Here is an 18,204-nt window from a genome sequence, read left to right as displayed (position 1 = left end):
GACATGATCAGACCCGACCTCTCCCTCCCCATACCCGAGACGATCACCTCCGCACACTTCATCGGCATCGGCGGCTCCGGCATGAGCGGTCTCGCCAAGATGTTCCTCGATGCGGGCATCCGCGTCTCCGGCAGCGACCGCGCCGACAGCGACAACCTGCGCGCGCTGGCCGCGGCCGGCGCGACCGTGCACGTCGGTCATGACGCGGCGTATCTCGGCGATGCCGACACGGTCGTGCACACCGGAGCCATCTGGCCCGAGAACCCCGAATTCGTGACGGCGAAGGCCAAGGGCCTGCACGTGATCCACCGCTCCCAGGCGCTGCATTGGCTGATCGGCACACGTCGGCTCGTGTCGGTCGCCGGAGCGCACGGCAAGACCACCTCGACGGGCATGATCGTCACCGCGCTGCGTGAACTCGGTGCCGACCCGCACTTCGTCAACGGTGGGGTCATCGAACAGCTCGGGACCTCGAGCGCCACAGGTTCCGATGACCTGTTCGTCGTCGAGGCCGACGAGTCCGACGGCACGTTCCTGCTGTACGACACCGCGGTCGCGCTGATCACGAACGTCGACCCCGACCACCTCGATCACTACGGCTCGGATGAGGCCTTCCACGACGCGTTCGTTCGGTTCGCCGACGCCGCTTCCGAGGCCGTCGTCATCTCGAGCGACGACGCCGGAGCCCTCAGGGTCGGCGCCGGGCTCTCCCACCCCGTGTGCTGACGTTCGGCGAGGCGGAGGACGCAGATGTACGGGTGACCGACGTCGTCGCGGCCGGCCCTGTCGCGGCGACCATCAGCCATGGGGCGGAGCAGGTGCGCATGCAGCTCGCCGTGCCCGGGGTGCACAACGCGATCAATGCCGCGGGAGCGGTCGCGGTGCTCCTCGCGCTGGGTCACCCGCTCGCCGACTCCGTCCGAGCGGTCGAAGGATTCGCCGGGACGGTGCGCCGCCTCGAGCAGCACGGCATCGAACGCGGCGTGACGGTGTACGACGACTACTCCCATCATCCGACCGAGGTGCGGGCAGCGCTCGAAGCCATGCGCAGCATCGCGGGTGCGGGTCGGATCATCGCGATCCAGCAGCCGCACACGTACTCACGAACGCAGCACATGTACCAGGAGTTCGCCGACGTCCTGGAGCAGTACGCGGATCACACCGTGATGCTCGACGTCTACGGTGCGCGCGAAGACCCGGTCCCCGGCGTCACGGGCGAACTGGTGAGCGGTGCTTTCCGCGACCCGTCGCACGTGCACTACGTCGCCGACTGGCAGGACGCGGCCGACTACACGGCCACCGTCGCACGCGAGGGGGGACTACGTCGTCACGCTCGGGTGCGGGAACGTCTACCAGATCATCCCGCAGGTTCTGGAGTCGCTGCGCCGGACCGACGGGGCGTAGTCGATGCGTCGGCCTGCACCGCTTCCGAACAACCCGGAGAAGGAGGCCGCGCCGGAGGCGACGCGTCCGCCACGACGCGGCGCCGGCGCAGCGGACGAGGTCCCGACGCTCCAGAGCGCCCTGCAGGACGACGCGAGCGCCGACGTCTCGTCGACGGACGCGGCGTCGCCGGACGGCACGCAACCGACGTCGACCAGGGACGTCTGGCGCGCGGCGCGGGCCAGACGCAAGGCCCTTCGCTCGGAGATCCGCCGCTTCACCCAGAGGTCCCGCCGACGGAGGATCGTCTGGCTCGGCGGCATCGGGGCCGTCGTGGTCCTGATCGGCGGAAGCGTCGCCGCGGCCTACAGCCCGTTGTTCGCCGTGCAGAAGATCACGGTGGTGGGAGCGGCGAGCCTCGATCCCGCCGCGGTCGAAGCGGCTCTGAGCGATCAGCTCGGCACGCCGCTGGCCCTCGTCGACACCAGCGAGGTGAAAGCCTCGTTGCTCGCGTTCCCGCTCATCGAGACGTACGCGCTCGAAGCGCGTCCGCCCCACGACCTGACGGTGCGGATCGTCGAGCGCACCCCGGTCGGAGTGATCCGTTCGAGCGCCGGGTACACCCTCGTGGATGCGGCAGGGGTAGCCCTCTCCACCACGGCGGAGCAGCCGGCGGGGCAACCGTTGATCGACATCGACGGCGGTGTCGACTCGAAGGCGTTCCAGAGTGCCGGACTCGTGGTGCGCTCGCTCCCCGATGACATCCGCGCGACGCTCAGCGGGGTGAGGGCGACGACGCCGGACGACGTCACGTTGACCCTCAGCACCGGGATGACGGTGGTCTGGGGGAGTGCGGAGGAGTCGGCGCTCAAGGCGCTCACGCTCTCTGCTGCGATGGTCAAGAACCCGGATGCGGCATCGATCGACGTGACCTCACCCGACGTCGCGGTCGTCGGCTGACGCCTTTCGGTGACGGACGCCGCCGGGTTTCTCGGGGAATGGCGCGACACGCCCATGTGGTTGCGCGCGCGCAGGCAGGCGGCGCTTACCTTCGATCAAAGAGAACGCAATACCGGGAAATACTTTACACCTCTAGTTGAGGTTTAAGGTTCACCCGTTTCAGGCTCGAATAATCGGAGGCCGGCCATGAGCCAGAACCAGAACTACCTCGCCGTGATCAAGGTCGTCGGCGTCGGCGGTGGCGGCGTCAACGCCGTGAACCGCATGATCGATCTCGGTCTCCGCGGAGTCGAGTTCATCGCGGTCAACACCGACGCGCAGGCGTTGCTCATGAGCGACGCCGACGTGAAGCTCGACGTGGGCAGGGAGCTCACTCGCGGCCTCGGAGCCGGTGCTGATCCCGAGGTGGGTCGCCGCGCTGCGGAGGACCACGCCGAGGAGATCGAGCAGGCCCTCACCGGGGCAGACATGGTCTTCGTGACCGCCGGCGAAGGTGGTGGCACCGGAACGGGTGGCGCTCCTGTCGTGGCACGAATCGCGAAGTCCATCGGAGCCCTCACCATCGGCGTCGTGACCAAGCCGTTCTCGTTCGAAGGTCGTCGTCGCCAGAGCCAGGCGGAAGCCGGCGTCGCCAAGCTGAAGGAAGAGGTCGACACGCTCATCGTGGTGCCGAACGACCGTCTCCTCGAGATCAGCGACCGCGGCATCTCCATGATCGAGGCCTTCGCGACCGCCGACCAGGTCCTCCTCGCCGGTGTCCAGGGCATCACCGATCTCATCACGACGCCCGGTCTGATCAACCTCGACTTCGCCGACGTGAAGTCGGTCATGCAGGGAGCGGGTTCCGCGCTCATGGGCATCGGATCGGCGCGCGGTGCCGATCGCGCGATCAAGGCAGCCGAGCTCGCCGTGGAGTCGCCGCTCCTCGAAGCATCCATCGAGGGCGCGCACGGAGTCCTCCTCTCCATCCAGGGTGGATCCAACCTGGGCATCTTCGAGATCCACGATGCCGCCGACCTCGTCAAGGAAGCGGCTCACCCGGAGGCGAACATCATCTTCGGTACGGTCATCGACGACACCCTCGGCGACGAGGTGCGTGTGACCGTGATCGCGGCAGGATTCGACGGCGGGGAGCCCTCGCTGCGTCTGGACCCGATGGTCGTGTCGCGCCCTTCCGCGACGACCCTTCCCGAGGTGGCGCTGCCGGAGGAGGACGAGGCGAAGAACGAGACCGCCCCGGCCGAGCCCGTGCAGCAGCGCGTGCCGACCACGAGCATCGAGCCGGCCTTCGCGGATGACGACATCGACATCCCCGAATTCCTGAAGTGACCTCCACGGTCGGCGGGTCGGGGTCGATAGATCTCGCCGCGCGGCTGACGGCGATCGACGAGCGCATCGCCGTCGCCGCGCGGGACGCGGGCAGGGCACCGGAGGAGATCACCCGCATCGTGGTGACGAAGTTCCACCCGGCATCGCTCGTGCGTGATCTGCGCGCGCTCGGGGTCCGAGAGGTGGGGGAGAACCGCCAGCAGGAGCTCACGGCGAAGCAGGCGGAGCTGGCCGCCCTCGACATGACCTGGCACTTCATCGGCCAGGGGCAGACGAACAAGGCGGGGGCGATCCGACGCAGCGCCGATGTGGTGCACTCCGTCGATCGCGCACGGTTCGCCGATGCGCTGCACAGAGCGGCTACCGGCGACGATGTGCTCGACGTGCTCGTCCAGGTCAACCTCACGCAGGATCATGGTCGAGGAGGAGCCGAACCCTCCGAGGTGCGCACCCTCGCCGAACACGTCCTGTCACTGCCTTCGTTGCGTCTGCGCGGTGTGATGGCCGTCGCGCCTCTGGATGAGGAACCTGCCGCCGCCTTCGCGCGTCTGCGGGAACTGGCCGATGTGGTCAGGGAGATCGACCCGTCCGCACACTGGATCTCTGCCGGCATGACCGGAGACTTCGCCGAGGCCATCGCCGCCGGCGCGACACACCTGCGGATCGGCTCCGCAATCACAGGCCCTCGGCCCGACCGGGGTTAACCTGTGAAAAGACCAGCCCGAAACGTTCGAACCGGAGGACACGATGGGTAACCCGCTGAAGAAGACCATGGTGTATCTCGGCCTCGCCGATGAGGAAGAGGTCTACGAAGAAGAGACGCAGGCTCCGGCCCGCGCCCACCGCGAGCGCGATCGTGAACGTGAGGAGCCGGCACCGGCCCCCGTCACGCCGTTGCGTCGCCCCGTCGCCGTCCGCCAGCCCTCTGCAGGAGCCGTGAACGAGATCCTCACAGTCCACCCGAAGCAGTACCGCGACGCGCAGCTGATCGCGGAGAGCTTCCGCGAGGGCGTCCCCGTCATCATCAACCTCTCCCAGATGAGCGACGCCGACGCGCGCCGACTCATCGACTTCGCGAGTGGTCTCTCCCTCGGGCTGTACGGCCGCATCGAGCGCGTGACCTCGAAGGTCTTCCTGCTCTCGCCCGAGAACATCGCTGTGTCCGGTCATGGGGGCATCGCACACGCAGACGCTGAGTCTGCGGGCTTCGACCAGTCGTAAGCCGTGCAGCTGGTCTCGGTCATCGCGAGCATCATCCACCTGGTGCTGCTTCTGTACATCTTCGTGCTCTTCGCGCGCCTGATCCTCGACTACATCCCGATGTTCAATCGGGAGTGGCGTCCGAAGGGATTCGGGCTGGTCGCCGCTGAGGCCGTCTACACGGTCACCGATCCGCCCATCCGGTTCTTCCGGCGGATCATCCCTCCGCTGCGGATCGGCTCGTTGTCGCTCGACTTCGGCTTCACGCTCACACTGCTGGTGGTCTTGATCCTCATGAACGTCGCGAGACTCTTCATCCGCTGAAGTCCCGGCGAAACGCCCGGAATCCACCGGTCGAGTTCACGCAGTCTGGGTGTCGTGACATCGCGACGCCGAGGCGCGGGGGCTATGCTGGCACCCAGGTGCGCGCCCCGGGTTCGCGCCACATCACGACCACGCCATACATCGATACTGGCATTCGTACTCATCGAAAGAGGAGCCACTCATGGCACTTACCCCGGATGACGTCGTCACCAAGCAGTTCCAGCACGTCCGGTTCAAGGACGGCTTCGACCCGGACGAGGTCGACGACTTCCTCGACGAGATCGTCATCGAGTGGCGCAAGGCTCTCGAAGAGAACGTCGAGCTGAAGGCCAAGCTGGCCGCGTACGAGTCCGGCGAGACGCCCGAGGCTGCAGCACCTGCGGCCGCACCCGCCGTGACCGAGGCTCCGGCCCCCGTCGCCGAGGTGCCCGCCGAGCCCGCTCCGACCGGCTCCGCCACCGCGACCGCCGGCATCATCGGGCTCGCGCAGCGTCTTCACGACGAGCACGTGGCCGAAGGTGAGGCCAAGCGCAACGCCCTCATCGCCGAGGCCGAGACCGAGGTCGCACGTATCCGCACCGAGGCCGAGGCCAAGCAGCGCGAGGAGTCGGCACGCCTGGAGCGGGAGCGCAACACGCTCGAGGCTCGTATCACCGAGCTTCGCAACTTCGAGCGCGACTACCGTTCGCAGCTGCGCGGCTACATCGAGGGCCAGCTCCGTGATCTCGACGAGAAGTCGGCGTCCACGGACTCCACACCCGTCTCCGCGATCGGTCTGTAAGGCGCCCTCTTGTCAGGACGCCGTCCCCTTCGTCGGTCGGCGGCCGGTGCGATCGTTGCGATTCTCGCAGCGGTCGTGCTGGCCGCCGATCAGTTTGTGAAGTACCTCACGATCGAGAACCTCCCGCTTCAGGTGCCGGTTCCCGTGCTCGGAGAGTTTCTTCAGCTGTACTACGTGCGAAACCCCGGTGCGGCGTTCTCGCTCGGCTCCGAGGTGACCTGGATCTTCACGATCGCTCTGGCCGTCGTCGCCTCGGTGATCATCTGGAAGGCCTTCGGTCTGAAGTCCCGACTGTGGGCGGTCGTGCTCGGCTGCCTGCTCGGCGGGGTTCTCGGCAACCTCACCGATCGTCTCCTCCGCGAGCCCGGATTCCCGGTGGGCCATGTCGTCGACATGATCTCGATGCCGTGGATGATGCCGGCGATCTTCAATGTGGCAGACGTCTTCATCGTCACCGGCATGATCTCGGTGGCGCTGCTCGTGGTCTTCGGACTGCGATTCGACGGCACGCGCGAACGCGATCACGCCGTCGTCGAGACGGATGAGGAGGCGGAGGCCGCCGCGGAGGCCGCGGTTGTCGCCACCGAGGCCGATGCGGAGTTCGCGGATGCCCAGGCCGACGCGACCGACCGCATCGGGGGAGATGACTCGCCTCCGGAGGGTGCGGGACGCGCAGCAGGAGGCCGTTGAACGTGGAGTCCCGATCGTTGCCGGTTCCCGACGGCTTGGACGGCACGCGGGTGGATGCCGCGCTGGCGAAGCTCATGGGGTTCTCCCGGACCTTCGCGGCAGACGTGGCGGCCGCCGGGGGAGTACGGCTCGACGGAGTGACCCTCGACAAGTCGGATCGTCTCCGAGGCGGAGGCTGGCTCGAGGTCGAATGGCAGCCGAAGGAGGCGCCCAGGATCGTCCCGATCGCGGTGCCGGAGCTCGGCATCGTGTATGACGACGACGACATCATCGTGGTGGACAAACCCACCGGGGTGGCGGCGCACCCCTCGGTCGGATGGGAGGGCCCGACGGTGGTCGGCGCCCTCGCCGCGGCAGGCTTCCGCGTGTCGACCAGCGGCGCTGCGGAGCGCCAGGGCGTGGTGCACCGACTCGACGTCGGCACGAGCGGCCTCATGGTCGTGGCGAAGTCCGAGCACGCGTACACGGTCCTCAAGCAGGCCTTCAAGGAGCGCACGGTCGAGAAGATCTACCACGCCGTCGTGCAGGGGCATCCCGATCCGCTGGCCGGGACGATCGATGCGCCGATCGGACGGCACCCGAACCACTCGTGGAAGTTCGCCGTCGTCCCCGACGGGAAGCCCTCGGTCACGCACTACGAGACCCTCGAAGCGTTCCCCGGCGCTTCGCTGCTGGAGATCCACCTCGAGACCGGACGTACGCATCAGATCCGGGTGCACATGGCCGCACACCGGCACCCGTGCGTGGGGGATCCTCTGTACGGCGCCGACCCCACGATGTCCGCGCGCCTCGGACTCACACGCCAGTGGTTGCATGCGCACCAGCTGGCCTTCACTCACCCGACGACGGGGGACCTGGTGCAGTTCGAGTCCCCGTATCCCGACGACTTCCAACACGCGCTCGACGTGCTGCGCGGCGACTGACCCGGCACACCCGCGTGCGGTGTCGGCGACATGCGCGACACTGTTCGCATGGACATCGAGGTTCGCCCCGCAACCGAGTTCGACGACGTCGCGGCGCTCGTCGGGCCCAAGAAGCCGACGTCGAACGTGTGCTTCTGCCTGAGCTATCGCATCGGCAACAAGGAGAATGTGGCGCTGAGAGGGACTGCTCGTGCCGATCGCGTGCGCGAGTTGTGTCACCAGGACCCGCCTCCCGGTGTGATCGCGTATCTGGGTGATGAGCCGGTCGGATGGGCGGCGGTGCATCCGCGACGCGACACGAGCTTCGCGCGGAACCGGCTCATCCCGCACGTCGACGATCTCGATGTCTGGTCGCTGTGGTGTCTCCGTGTACGGCCGGGGCACCGGAAGCAGGGGATCTCGCACGCGCTGATCGCGGGGGCCGTGTCATATGCGAAGAAGCGCGGGGCGCCGGCGATCGAAGGATATCCGGTCGACAACGAGGGGAAGAAGGTGGATCTGACCATGGCGTACGTCGGCACGAGGGCGCTGTTCGAGGGAGTCGGGTTCGAGAAGGTCGCCGACACCGGATCGGTCCTCGACGGATTCCCTCGTGTGCTGATGCGGCTCGACCTCCGGGCATCCGAGAAGTCTTCGAGAAAAGCGTGAACCGTTTCCGCGACCTCGCCCAATACTCAGTGTGAGCACCGACAGCGAGATCATCGAGCGGTCGATCGACGACCCCGGAACATTCTCCGAGATCTTCGAGCGGCACGTCCGCCCCGTCGGCGGATACATCCGCCGACGCATCGGCTCGGACGCCGTGGACGACGTCCTCAGCGAGACATTCCTCGTCGCGTTCCGGCGGAGGGCCGCATTCGATCGGAGCTGGGCCTCTGCTCGACCGTGGCTTCTCGGCATCGCGACGCGTGTGGTCAAGAACCATCGAGCCGCTGAGGCCCGCCAATGGCGCGCTTTCGAGGCCTCGTCCTCGGCCGATGTCGTGGCGGAACCGCCGCAGACCGCGTCGGAGGCGCGAATGGACGCCGACGCCGCCTTGCGGGCGCTCGCACCGCGGATCGCTGCACTCGCCGCCAGGGACAGAGACACGCTGCTGCTGCACGCCTGGGGCGACCTCACCTATGAGCAGATCGCTGATGCCCTCGGTGTGCCCGTGGGAACGGTGCGGTCTCGGCTGAATCGTGTGCGTCGACAACTCGCGCCGCCCGGTTCGCGGGGTGCCACCCGCCTGACCTGGATGAAGAAGGAGGAGAGCGATGCCGCTTATGGAACAGGTTCGTGAGCTCGGGGCACACGAGTCCCGCGTGGATGACGACGACGTCCGCGCAGCCAGGTACGCGCTGACGCGGGAGATGGCGCGGGGCGCGCGGTCGCGGCGATCGGCTCGATCGCGACGCCGGGCCTGGGCCGGGGTTGGTCTCGGCGGGCTGGTCGCGGGAGCGGCGGTGACCGCGATCGTGGTGGGATCCGTGCTGGCGCCTCCGCGTGTTCCCGATGCCGCGGCGGCCGAGGTGCTGGAACGGGCATCCGCCGTCACATTCGGCGCGCAGGACACGACTCTGGTCACCGGACAGTATCTGCGCATCGAGACCGTCGGCGAACACGTGCAGTACTGGAGGGCGGACTGGGCCGAGGACGACGACGAGAACACCTTCGCGTTCAACGCCTCTCGCGACGACAGCGATGCCGCTGTGCGGGTGCGCGACACCCGCGTGCTCTACGTCCCGGCCGATCGGGCGGGCGACTGGTTCTACGACTGGGGACATGCGGAGGTCGTCGACTCGTTCGGCGCCCGCGGCGAAGAGGCGGCGCAGGAGTGGTCCTCGTGGCCGGGCGCGAAGGGTGTGGATCGTGACCGGATCGAGGTCCTTCCCGGTGGGGAGTATCTTGCGGTCGGAGGGGATGAGCCTCCGATGCCTTATCTGGCCGACCGATATCGTCCGTACTACGCCGAGATGCCGAGGCAGCCGCAGGAGCTGCTCGACTGGCTGCGTGCGCAGTCGGGGATGACCGGCCAGGAAGCGGACCGATGGCTCGTGGCCGGGCTCTCCGACCCCTCGGCGATCAACCTGATGCCGGCGGATCTGCGATCGGCCTTCTTCCTCGCGATTGCTCTGATCCCGGGGTTCGAGGTGCTCGCAGACGACGGCTCGACGGCGACGCTGCGGTACGTGGTCGACGGTCACCGGACGACCACGATCGCCGTGGACACCGCACAGGGGCTCGTCTCCTCCATCGCGGAGGACTACGGCGACGGGGGGCCCGCCGGAGACACGGTGGATTCTGTGACGACCGTGCTGACCTCGGTCGTCGACTCCGCGCCGCAGGGCGGGTGAGGTCTGCGAGGCTCCCGGCACCGACCTCCGGTGTCGGGGCCCCGCCTTAGACTCGAAGACATGGCATCCGACTCCTTCGTCCACCTGCACGTGCACAGCGAATATTCGATGCTCGACGGTGCGGCGAAGATCAACGCGATGACTCAGGCGGCTGCCGAATACGGCATGCCTGCCATCGCCGTGACCGATCACGGCAACACGTTCGCCGCGTTCGAGTTCTACAACGCGGCGCGTAACGCCGGGGTCAAGCCGATCATCGGTCTCGAGGCCTACATGACCCCGGGCACCCATCGCAGCGACAAGACGCGCGTGCAGTGGGGATCACCCGATCAGAAGAGCGACGACGTCTCGGGTTCGGGCGCCTACACCCACATGACGATGTGGAGCCAGAGCACTGAAGGCATGCACAACCTCTTCCGCATCAGCTCCCGGTCGAGCATGGAGGGCTACTACTTCAAGCCCCGCATGGACCGCGAGCTGCTCCAGACCTACGGCAAGGGGATCATCGCCACGACGGGGTGTCCGTCCGGCGAGGTGCAGACGCGGCTCCGACTGGGGCAGTACGACGCGGCACGGGCGGCAGCCGCAGAGTTCCAGGACATCTTCGGCAAAGAGAACTACTTCGCGGAGATCATGGATCATGGTCTCTCCATCGAGCGCCGGGTGATGACCGATCTGCTCCGGCTCGCGAAAGACCTGAACATCCCGTTGGTCGCGACCAACGACTCGCACTACACACATCAGCACGAGGCCGATGCGCACGAGGCACTGCTGTGTGTGCAGTCGGGCTCCACCATGGACGACCCGAACCGCTTCAAGTTCGACGGCGACGGGTACTACATCAAGACCGCCGCCGAGATGCGGCAGCTGTTCCGCGATCACCCCGAGGCTTGCGACAACACCCTTTTGATCGCCGAGCGCTGCGAAGTCGAGTTCGACACGTCCGCGAACTACATGCCGCGGTTCCCGGTGCCGGACGGCGAGACCGAAGACAGCTGGCTCATCAAAGAGGTCGAGACGGGGCTGCACTACCGGTACCCGGGTGGCATCCCCGACAAGGTGCGCAAGCAGGCCGAGTACGAGACCGGCATCATCCTGCAGATGGGCTTCCCCGGGTACTTCCTGGTCGTCGCCGACTTCATCAACTGGGCCAAGGACAACGGCATCCGCGTCGGTCCCGGCCGTGGTTCCGGAGCAGGATCCATGGTCGCGTATGCGATGAAGATCACCGACCTCGACCCCCTCGAGCACGGCCTGATCTTCGAGCGGTTCCTGAACCCCGACCGCGTCTCGATGCCCGACTTCGACGTCGACTTCGACGACCGGCGCCGCGGCGAGGTCATCGACTACGTCACGGAGAAGTACGGCTCCGAGCGCGTGGCCCAGATCGTCACCTACGGCACGATCAAGTCGAAGCAGGCGCTCAAAGACGCCGGTCGCGTCCTCGGCTTCCCGTTCAGCATGGGGGAGCGGCTCACCAAGGCGATGCCGCCGCCCGTCATGGGAAAGGACATGCCCCTCGACGGCATGTTCGACTCGGCACACCCCCGGTACAAAGAGGCGAGCGAGTTCCGTGCGCTGATCGAGACCGATCCCGAGGCCAAGACGGTCTTCGACCGCGCGCTCGGTCTCGAAGGCCTGAAGCGTCAATGGGGCGTGCACGCCGCCGGCGTGATCATGTCGTCCGACCCGCTGCTCGACATCATCCCCATCATGAAGCGGGAGCAGGACGGCCAGATCGTCACGCAGTTCGACTATCCGTCGTGCGAGTCGCTCGGGCTGATCAAGATGGACTTCCTGGGGCTCCGCAACCTCACGATCATCTCCGACGCGCTCGACAACATCCGGACGAACCGTGGCGAAGAGCTCGATCTCGAGCACCTCGGACTCGACGATCCCGGCGTGTATGAACTGCTCGCGCGCGGCGACACCCTCGGCGTCTTCCAGCTCGACAGCCCGCCGCTGCGCTCGCTCATGCGACTGATGAAGCCCGACAACTTCGGTGACATCTCGGCTCTGATCGCGCTGTACCGCCCGGGTCCGATGGGGGCGAACTCGCACACGAACTATGCGCTCCGTAAGAACGGACTTCAGGAGATCACCCCGATCCACCCCGAACTCGCCGAACCGCTGGCCGAGATCCTCCAGGAGTCCTACGGCCTCATCATCTACCAGGAGCAGGTCATGGCGATCGCTCAGGCGGTCGCAGGGTTCAGCCTCGGTCAAGCAGACATCCTCCGTCGAGCGATGGGAAAGAAGAAGAAGTCCGAGCTCGACAAGCAATACGAGGGCTTCGCGGGCGGTATGAAGGAACGTGGCTTCGGCGAGGCGGCGATCAAGGCGCTGTGGGACATCCTGCTGCCCTTCTCCGACTACGCGTTCAACAAAGCCCACTCGGCTGCGTACGGCCTCGTGTCCTATTGGACCGCGTACCTCAAGGCGCACTACCCGGCCGAGTACATGGCTGCGCTGTTGACCAGTGTCGGCGACTCCAAAGACAAGATGGCGCTGTACCTCAACGAGTGCCGCCGCATGGGTATCAAGGTGCTTCCGCCCGACGTCTCGGACTCGATCAACTTCTTCGCCGCCGTCGGCGACGACATCCGATTCGGCCTCGGCGCCGTGCGCAACGTCGGCAGCAACGTGGTCGAGGGCATCGTGCAGGCGCGGAAGGATGAGCGTTTCACGTCGTTCCATCACTTCCTCGACACGGTGCCGCTGCACGTCTCGAACAAGCGCACCGTCGAGTCGCTGATCAAGGCCGGCGCCTTCGACTCGATGGGAGACACCCGTCGGGCACTCATGGAGGTGCACGAGGACGCGGTCGAGGCGGCCGTGGATCGCAAGCGCAACGAGGCCCAGGGTGCCATCGGGTTCGACTTCGACAGCCTCTACGACGGTATGGAGGAGGCGGCGCCGGCGAAGGTGCCTGCTCGTCCGGAATGGATCAAGAAGGACAAGCTGGCGTTCGAGCGCGAGATGCTCGGCCTCTATGTGTCCGATCACCCGCTCGCCGGACTCGAGGTTCCGCTCGCGAAGCACGCGTCGATCTCGATCCATGACCTCAACAACTCCGAGGACCTGCAGGACGGCGACCAGGTCACCGTCGCGGGGCTCGTGACGAGCGTGCAGCACCGCGTCGCGAAGGCCAGCGGCAATCCTTACGGCATGATCACCGTCGAGGACTTCAACGGCGAGGTCACCGTGATGTTCATGGGCAAGACCTACACGGAGTTCCAGCACACACTGCAGCAGGATGCCATCCTCGCGGTGCGCGGCCGTGTGTCCCGGCGCGACGACGGACTCAATCTGCATGCGCAATCCGCGTTCGCGCCCGACATCGGCTCCTTCGACGCGGCCGGTCCGCTTGCCTTGGTGCTCCCCGAGCAGCGCGCCACCGAGCGCGTCATGACGGAACTCGCCGAGGTGCTGCGCCGTCACAACGGTGACACCGAGGTGCTGCTCCGGGTGCATCGTGGTGGCACCGCGAAGGTCTTCGAGGTGCCGATGCCGGTCAAGGTCTCCGCCGACCTCTTCGGTGACCTCAAGTCGCTGCTCGGCCCCAGCTGTCTCGGGTGAGCGGGTAGGATCGTGAGCCGTCGGCAGCACGACGATCTCCCCCCGTCGAGCACGGTGACGAAAGGACCTCCCATGAGCACGGACATCCCCGAGCCGGACCTTCCCGAGACGGATTCTCCCGCCACGGAGTTGGAAGATTCTATCTTCAGCGACGAAGACGGCGTCCTCTACGACGAGGAGGTGACTCCGGAGTTCGGGATACTCGGATTCACTCTGCGTGAACTCCTCATCGTCGGCGTGTGGCTGGTCTCGTTCATCCTCTCCTTCTTCCCCCTGACAGCGGGAGTCTCGCTCTGGGGCCTCGGCATCCAGTGGATACTCCCGATCGCCGTGCCGACGGTCGCGGTGTTCCTGCTCGTGCTGCGTCGGTTCTCGCCGGACGGCATCCGTCGCGTCGGCTCTCTCGGCATCGATCAGTTCGCCTCGGTCGCTTTCTCCGTCGCGGCGGTGGTGTGGGCGGGGAGCGTGTGGCTCGCGATCTCCGGCGTCATCGCCACAGGGTTTTGGACGCTGCCCTGGAACGGCGTGGCGATGTTCGTCCTCTCCGTGGCGCTCGTCGTCCTGACGGTGTTCGCGCCCATCATCCCCGGGGTGAAAGAAGACTTCCACGGGCGTCTCGTCACGCTCGCCCACCGCAACGCCAATCCGGTCCGCCCCGTTATTCCGCGCCCGCGCATCGAGTCCGTTCCCGCGTCTTCGTCCGAGGAAGCGGAGAAGTCAGAAGACGAACGGACCGACGTCATCGTCGATGGTGGGTACGGCGCCCCCGGCGCCGACCTCGACGTCGAGTCGTCCGGTCGACAGGCCACCGACGAGATCGCCCGGCTCGACCTCGCCGACCAGGTGCCCCTCACGGCGCACGCGTCCGGTGGCGGGCTCGGCACGGAGCCGTCGACGGCCGACGAGGAGTATGTGCCCGCCTATTCCCGGCGTTCCCGGGGCAGGAACCCGAGATCGTCTCCGACACGGGCAGCATCGAGTCATTGCTGGAGACGGCGGCGACGTACGAGGCCGCCGGTGCCGCAGACGACTCGGAGCCCCTCGTGGTGGAGGATCTCGCCGGTCCCGACCTCGATGCCACGAATCCGCGCGAGGCCGCCGTCGCCGCTCAGCCGTTCTGGATCCTCGCACCATCCGAGCGCGACGTGCACGACGAGCGCGGTGAACCGCTGTTCCGTATCGGGCCGAGCGCGTGGGCTCTCGTGATCGAGGATCGTGGAGGGGCGTACGTCGTTCGACATGATGACGGGCGCATCGGCTACCTCCACGACATCTCCGACATCACGAAAGGCTGAAATGCGCACGATCGATCTGCGGGGGCGCGAGCTCTCGCCCGCCGACATGCTCGCCGCCGTTCCGCGCGCCGCGCAGGCGCCGCCGCGGCGCTCGACACCGCGACCCGCATCGTCGAGGACGTGCGCGTCCACGGGGAGGCCGCCCTCCGTGAGCAGGCCGAGCAGTTCGATCGCGTCAGAGGTCATGATGTGCGCGTGCCCGCCGCGCACATCGCCGAGGCCTGGCATCGGTCGACCCCGCCGTGCGCGCCGCGCTCGAGGAGGCGATCCAGCGGGTTCGTCGCGGGTCCGAGGCGCAGGTGCCGGCTCCTCAGACCACCGGGATCGGTCCCGGCGCACGGATTCTGCAGCGGTGGCAGCCGGTCTCCCGTGCGGGGGTCTACATCCCCGGTGGGAAGGCACCGCTCGCATCGAGCGTCGTGATGAACGTGGTCCCCGCGCAAGTCGCCGGAGTGCAGAGCATCGCGCTGGCCTCTCCGCCGCAGGCGGACTGCGACGGCCGGATCCACCCGACGATCCTCGCGGCCGCCGGCCTGCTCGGCGTGACCGAGGTGTACGCGATGGGAGGAGCCGGGGCGATCGGCGCTCTCGCCTGGGGGTGGCGTCGATCGGTCTCGATCCGGTCGACGTGGTCTCAGGGCCGGGGAACAACTTCGTCGCGTCCGCCAAGCGCGCTGTCGCGGGCGTCGTCGGCACGGACTCGGAGGCGGGAGCGACCGAGATCCTGATCGTCGCCGACGCGACCGCGGACCCGCGGCTGGTCGCAGCCGACCTGATCAGCCAGGCCGAGCACGACGAGCAGGCCTCGGCCGTGCTGGTCACCGACTCTCCGGAACTCGCGTCTCGTGTCGCGGTCGAAGTCGAGCGGCAGGGTGCAGCAACCCGTCACAGCACACGCGTGGGCGAAGCTCTGGGCGGACCGCAGTCGGCGATCGTGCTCGTGGATGACAGGGAGATGGCCACGGCGTTCAGTAACGCCTATGCGCCGGAGCACCTCGAGCTGCACCTGTCAGACGCGGAGGAGGCCGCCTCCGCCTTCACGAGCGCCGGAGCGGTGTTCGTGGGGGATCAGACGCCCGTCAGTCTCGGCGACTACATGGCAGGCAGCAACCACGTGCTGCCGACCGGGGTCAGGCGCGCTACGCATCGGGCCTCGGTGCATATACGTTCCTGCGCCCGCAGCAGGTCATCACCTACGACCGCGCCGCGCTCTCGAGGTGCGCGACGGGGTGGTCGCCCTCGCGAATGCCGAGGTGCTCCCCGCGCACGGCGAGGCGATCGAGGCGCGGTTCACCGCGTAGGATCTGTCAGATGCACTGCCCCTTCTGCCGTCATCCCGACTCCCGCGTCATCGATTCGCGCACCAGCGACGACGGTCTCTCGATCCGGCGTCGTCGTCAGTGCCCGGAATGCGGAGGGCGCTTCACGACCACCGAGACTGCGAGCCTCAACGTCATCAAGCGTTCCGGCGTGATGGAGCCGTTCAGTCGCGAGAAGGTGATCTCCGGTGTGCGCAAGGCGTGTCAGGGGCGACCGGTGACAGAGGCCGACCTGGCGATCCTCGCGCAGCGGGTGGAGGAGGCCGTGCGTCAGACCGGCGTCTCTCAGCTCGATGCGAACGAGATCGGTCTTGCCATCCTCGGTCCGTTGCGTGAGCTGGACGAGGTCGCTTTCCTGCGCTTCGCCAGCGTGTATCAGGCGTTCGATTCGCTCGAGGACTTCGAAGCGGCGATCACCGACCTGCGCGCAGACCACACCGAGCAGGAGCCCGTCGACCGGTAATCTGGCAGTGATGTATCCGCTGCTCTTCCGCGCTGTCCTCTCGCGCTTCGACCCCGAGTTCGCTCACCACGCCGGCATGGCGGTGATCCGCGTGCTCGGTGCGCCGCCTTTCTCCTGGGCGACGCGTGCGTTGACGGCTCCGGATCCTCGCTGCGCGTCGAGACGCTCGGGCTGACCTTCCCGTCGCCGTTCGGCGTCGCTGCGGGCTTCGACAAGAACGCCATCGGTGTGCGCGGTCTGGCGGCGCTCGGGTTCGGGCATGTGGAAGTCGGCACGGTGACGGCGATCCCCAGGAGGGGAATCCGAAGCCACGTCTGTTCCGGCTGATCGCCGACCGGGCGGTCATCAACCGGATGGGCTTCAACAATGCAGGCGCCGACGCTGCGGCGCGTCGCCTCGCGCGTCTCCGCCGAGGCGCTCCCGACACGGTGATCGGCGTCAACATCGGCAAGAGTCGTGTGGTGGAGGTCGAGGATGCGACGGCGGACTACGTCGCTTCGGCAACGCGCCTTGCCCCGCTCGCCGACTACCTCGCGGTGAACGTGTCCTCCCCGAACACTCCGGGCCTGCGCGGGCTGCAGGCGGTCGAGACCCTCGCCCCGCTGTTGCGGGCCGTCAAGGAGGCGTCCGGTCGTACGCCGCTGCTCGTGAAGATCGCGCCGGACCTTCCTGACGAGGAGATCACGGCGATCGCGCGGATGGCCGTCGCCGAAGGTCTCTCGGGAATCATCGCTCACAACACCACGATCAGTAGAGAGGGCCTGCTGACGGATGCCTCGACGGTCGAAGCCGCTGGTGCCGGCGGACTGTCGGGCGCGCCGCTGAAGAAGCGTTCGATCGAGGTCCTGCGCGTCGTGCGCGAGGCCGTCCCTGCAGAGTTCTGCGTGATCGCCGTCGGCGGCGTCGAGACACCGGCCGACGTCCAGGAGCGTCTGGATGCCGGTGCGACCCTCGTGCAGGGCTACACGGCGTTCCTCTACCGCGGCCCGTTCTGGGGCCGCGAGATCAACAGGGGCTGGTCAGTCGGGGTACTGCCCGCGCTTGACCTGCGGCTTCGGCAGGCGCATGAAGCGCATCTGCAGGGCGCGCATCGCGGCGTACCAGCCGAGACCCCGCTCGAGACGTTCCTTGCCGAACTTCGCGGCCGCCTTGCGCTTGACCCGCATCGCGAGGAGGACCATGCCGCCGATGGCGATGACGAGATACCCCATCATCACGAGGTAGGCATAGAACGAGATCATCATGTTCGACGGCAGGAGAGAGGCGAGGATGACCAGCACCATGACCGCCATCACGAACTCGGCGGGGTGCCAGCCGGCGTCGACGTAGTCACGCACCCAGCGGCGCTGAGGACCCTTGTCGCGCACCGGGAGGTACTTCTCCTCGCCCGCCGCCATTCCGGCCTGGGCACGGGCGCGCCGCTCGTTGAGGTCGGCCTTGGCGGCTGCCTTGGCCTCCTTCGTGTTGGCGACCAGGGGCGGCGACGAGCTGCCTCCTGCTCCGCTCGGGTCGGCGTCGCGCGGCCCTTTCCGACGGCTGGCGTCTCGGGGGCGTCGTCGTTCGTCGAAGGAGGCAGGGGTAGTGGACACGGAGTTCCTCGGTTCGCTGACGGGGATCACCTT

General features: G+C 67.4%; 15 protein-coding genes and 3 pseudogenes. 17 read left to right on the top strand and 1 reads right to left on the bottom strand.

The features are described 5' to 3' along the window. Positions 1–3: 3 nt before the first annotated feature. The 17 genes and pseudogenes from murC to G4G29_RS12015 all read left to right on the top strand — a co-directional run. Positions 4–1,404 (top strand): annotated as a pseudogene (gene murC / locus G4G29_RS12095) (UDP-N-acetylmuramate--L-alanine ligase). Positions 1,405–1,407: 3 nt separating this feature from the next. Beyond that, positions 1,408–2,343, top strand: coding sequence for an FtsQ-type POTRA domain-containing protein (locus G4G29_RS12090; protein ID WP_183150294.1), 936 nt, complete (start codon positions 1,408–1,410; stop codon positions 2,341–2,343). A gap of 186 nt (positions 2,344–2,529) precedes the next feature. Continuing rightward, positions 2,530–3,672: a cell division protein FtsZ gene (ftsZ, locus tag G4G29_RS12085; protein ID WP_183150293.1), complete on the top strand. Its 1,143-nt coding sequence runs from the start codon at positions 2,530–2,532 to the stop codon at positions 3,670–3,672. A gap of 26 nt (positions 3,673–3,698) precedes the next feature. Then, positions 3,699–4,376 (top strand): YggS family pyridoxal phosphate-dependent enzyme, encoded by a 678-nt coding sequence (locus G4G29_RS12080; RefSeq protein WP_183152825.1) that lies wholly within the window; start codon positions 3,699–3,701, stop codon positions 4,374–4,376. Between the two features lie 43 nt (positions 4,377–4,419). Continuing rightward, positions 4,420–4,893: a cell division protein SepF gene (sepF, locus tag G4G29_RS12075; RefSeq protein WP_131491280.1), complete on the top strand. Its 474-nt coding sequence runs from the start codon at positions 4,420–4,422 to the stop codon at positions 4,891–4,893. Positions 4,894–4,896: 3 nt separating this feature from the next. Next, entirely contained in the window at positions 4,897–5,196 is a 300-nt protein-coding gene (locus G4G29_RS12070; RefSeq protein WP_183150292.1) for a YggT family protein, read from the top strand. A gap of 181 nt (positions 5,197–5,377) precedes the next feature. Further along, positions 5,378–5,977, top strand: a complete 600-nt coding sequence (locus tag G4G29_RS12065) for a DivIVA domain-containing protein (RefSeq protein WP_183150291.1) — start codon at positions 5,378–5,380, stop codon at positions 5,975–5,977. Between the two features lie 9 nt (positions 5,978–5,986). Further along, positions 5,987–6,667 carry a signal peptidase II gene (gene lspA, locus G4G29_RS12060; protein WP_258566828.1) on the top strand — a complete coding sequence of 227 codons (681 nt, stop codon included), beginning with the start codon at positions 5,987–5,989 and terminating at the stop codon, positions 6,665–6,667. A gap of 2 nt (positions 6,668–6,669) precedes the next feature. After that, positions 6,670–7,590 carry an RluA family pseudouridine synthase gene (locus tag G4G29_RS12055; protein ID WP_183152823.1) on the top strand — a complete coding sequence of 307 codons (921 nt, stop codon included), beginning with the start codon at positions 6,670–6,672 and terminating at the stop codon, positions 7,588–7,590. A gap of 48 nt (positions 7,591–7,638) precedes the next feature. Continuing rightward, positions 7,639–8,238 (top strand): GNAT family N-acetyltransferase, encoded by a 600-nt coding sequence (locus G4G29_RS12050; protein ID WP_183152822.1) that lies wholly within the window; start codon positions 7,639–7,641, stop codon positions 8,236–8,238. 31 nt (positions 8,239–8,269) lie between these two features. Further along, positions 8,270–8,872, top strand: coding sequence for an RNA polymerase sigma factor (locus G4G29_RS12045; protein WP_183150290.1), 603 nt, complete (start codon positions 8,270–8,272; stop codon positions 8,870–8,872). A gap of 22 nt (positions 8,873–8,894) precedes the next feature. Then, complete coding sequence (locus tag G4G29_RS12040; RefSeq protein WP_210274172.1) at positions 8,895–9,926, top strand: hypothetical protein; 1,032 nt, start codon at positions 8,895–8,897, stop codon at positions 9,924–9,926. A gap of 60 nt (positions 9,927–9,986) precedes the next feature. Next, on the top strand, positions 9,987–13,505 hold the full coding sequence (gene dnaE / locus G4G29_RS12035; RefSeq protein ID WP_183150288.1) for a DNA polymerase III subunit alpha: 3,519 nt from the start codon (positions 9,987–9,989) through the stop codon (positions 13,503–13,505). 72 nt (positions 13,506–13,577) lie between these two features. After that, positions 13,578–14,711 (top strand): hypothetical protein, encoded by a 1,134-nt coding sequence (locus tag G4G29_RS12030; RefSeq protein ID WP_244631967.1) that lies wholly within the window; start codon positions 13,578–13,580, stop codon positions 14,709–14,711. A gap of 90 nt (positions 14,712–14,801) precedes the next feature. Then, positions 14,802–16,101, top strand: a pseudogene (hisD, locus tag G4G29_RS12025) (histidinol dehydrogenase). 10 nt (positions 16,102–16,111) lie between these two features. Continuing rightward, positions 16,112–16,582: a transcriptional regulator NrdR gene (gene nrdR, locus G4G29_RS12020; protein WP_183150287.1), complete on the top strand. Its 471-nt coding sequence runs from the start codon at positions 16,112–16,114 to the stop codon at positions 16,580–16,582. A gap of 10 nt (positions 16,583–16,592) precedes the next feature. Then, positions 16,593–17,598: pseudogene (locus G4G29_RS12015) on the top strand (quinone-dependent dihydroorotate dehydrogenase); the annotation flags it as partial. Between the two features lie 3 nt (positions 17,599–17,601). Here G4G29_RS12015 and G4G29_RS12010 read toward each other — a convergent pair. Beyond that, a complete protein-coding gene (locus G4G29_RS12010) occupies positions 17,602–18,171 on the bottom strand; it encodes a DUF3043 domain-containing protein (RefSeq protein WP_244632592.1) in 570 nt (189 codons plus the stop codon). Positions 18,172–18,204 lie beyond the last annotated feature (33 nt).

It is taken from the genome of Microbacterium sp. Se63.02b (assembly GCF_014171575.1).
Classification (GTDB): Bacteria; Actinomycetota; Actinomycetes; order Actinomycetales; family Microbacteriaceae; genus Microbacterium.
The sequence above is the reverse complement of the archived record's forward strand: the minus strand, read 5'-3'. Positions and strand labels throughout refer to the sequence as shown.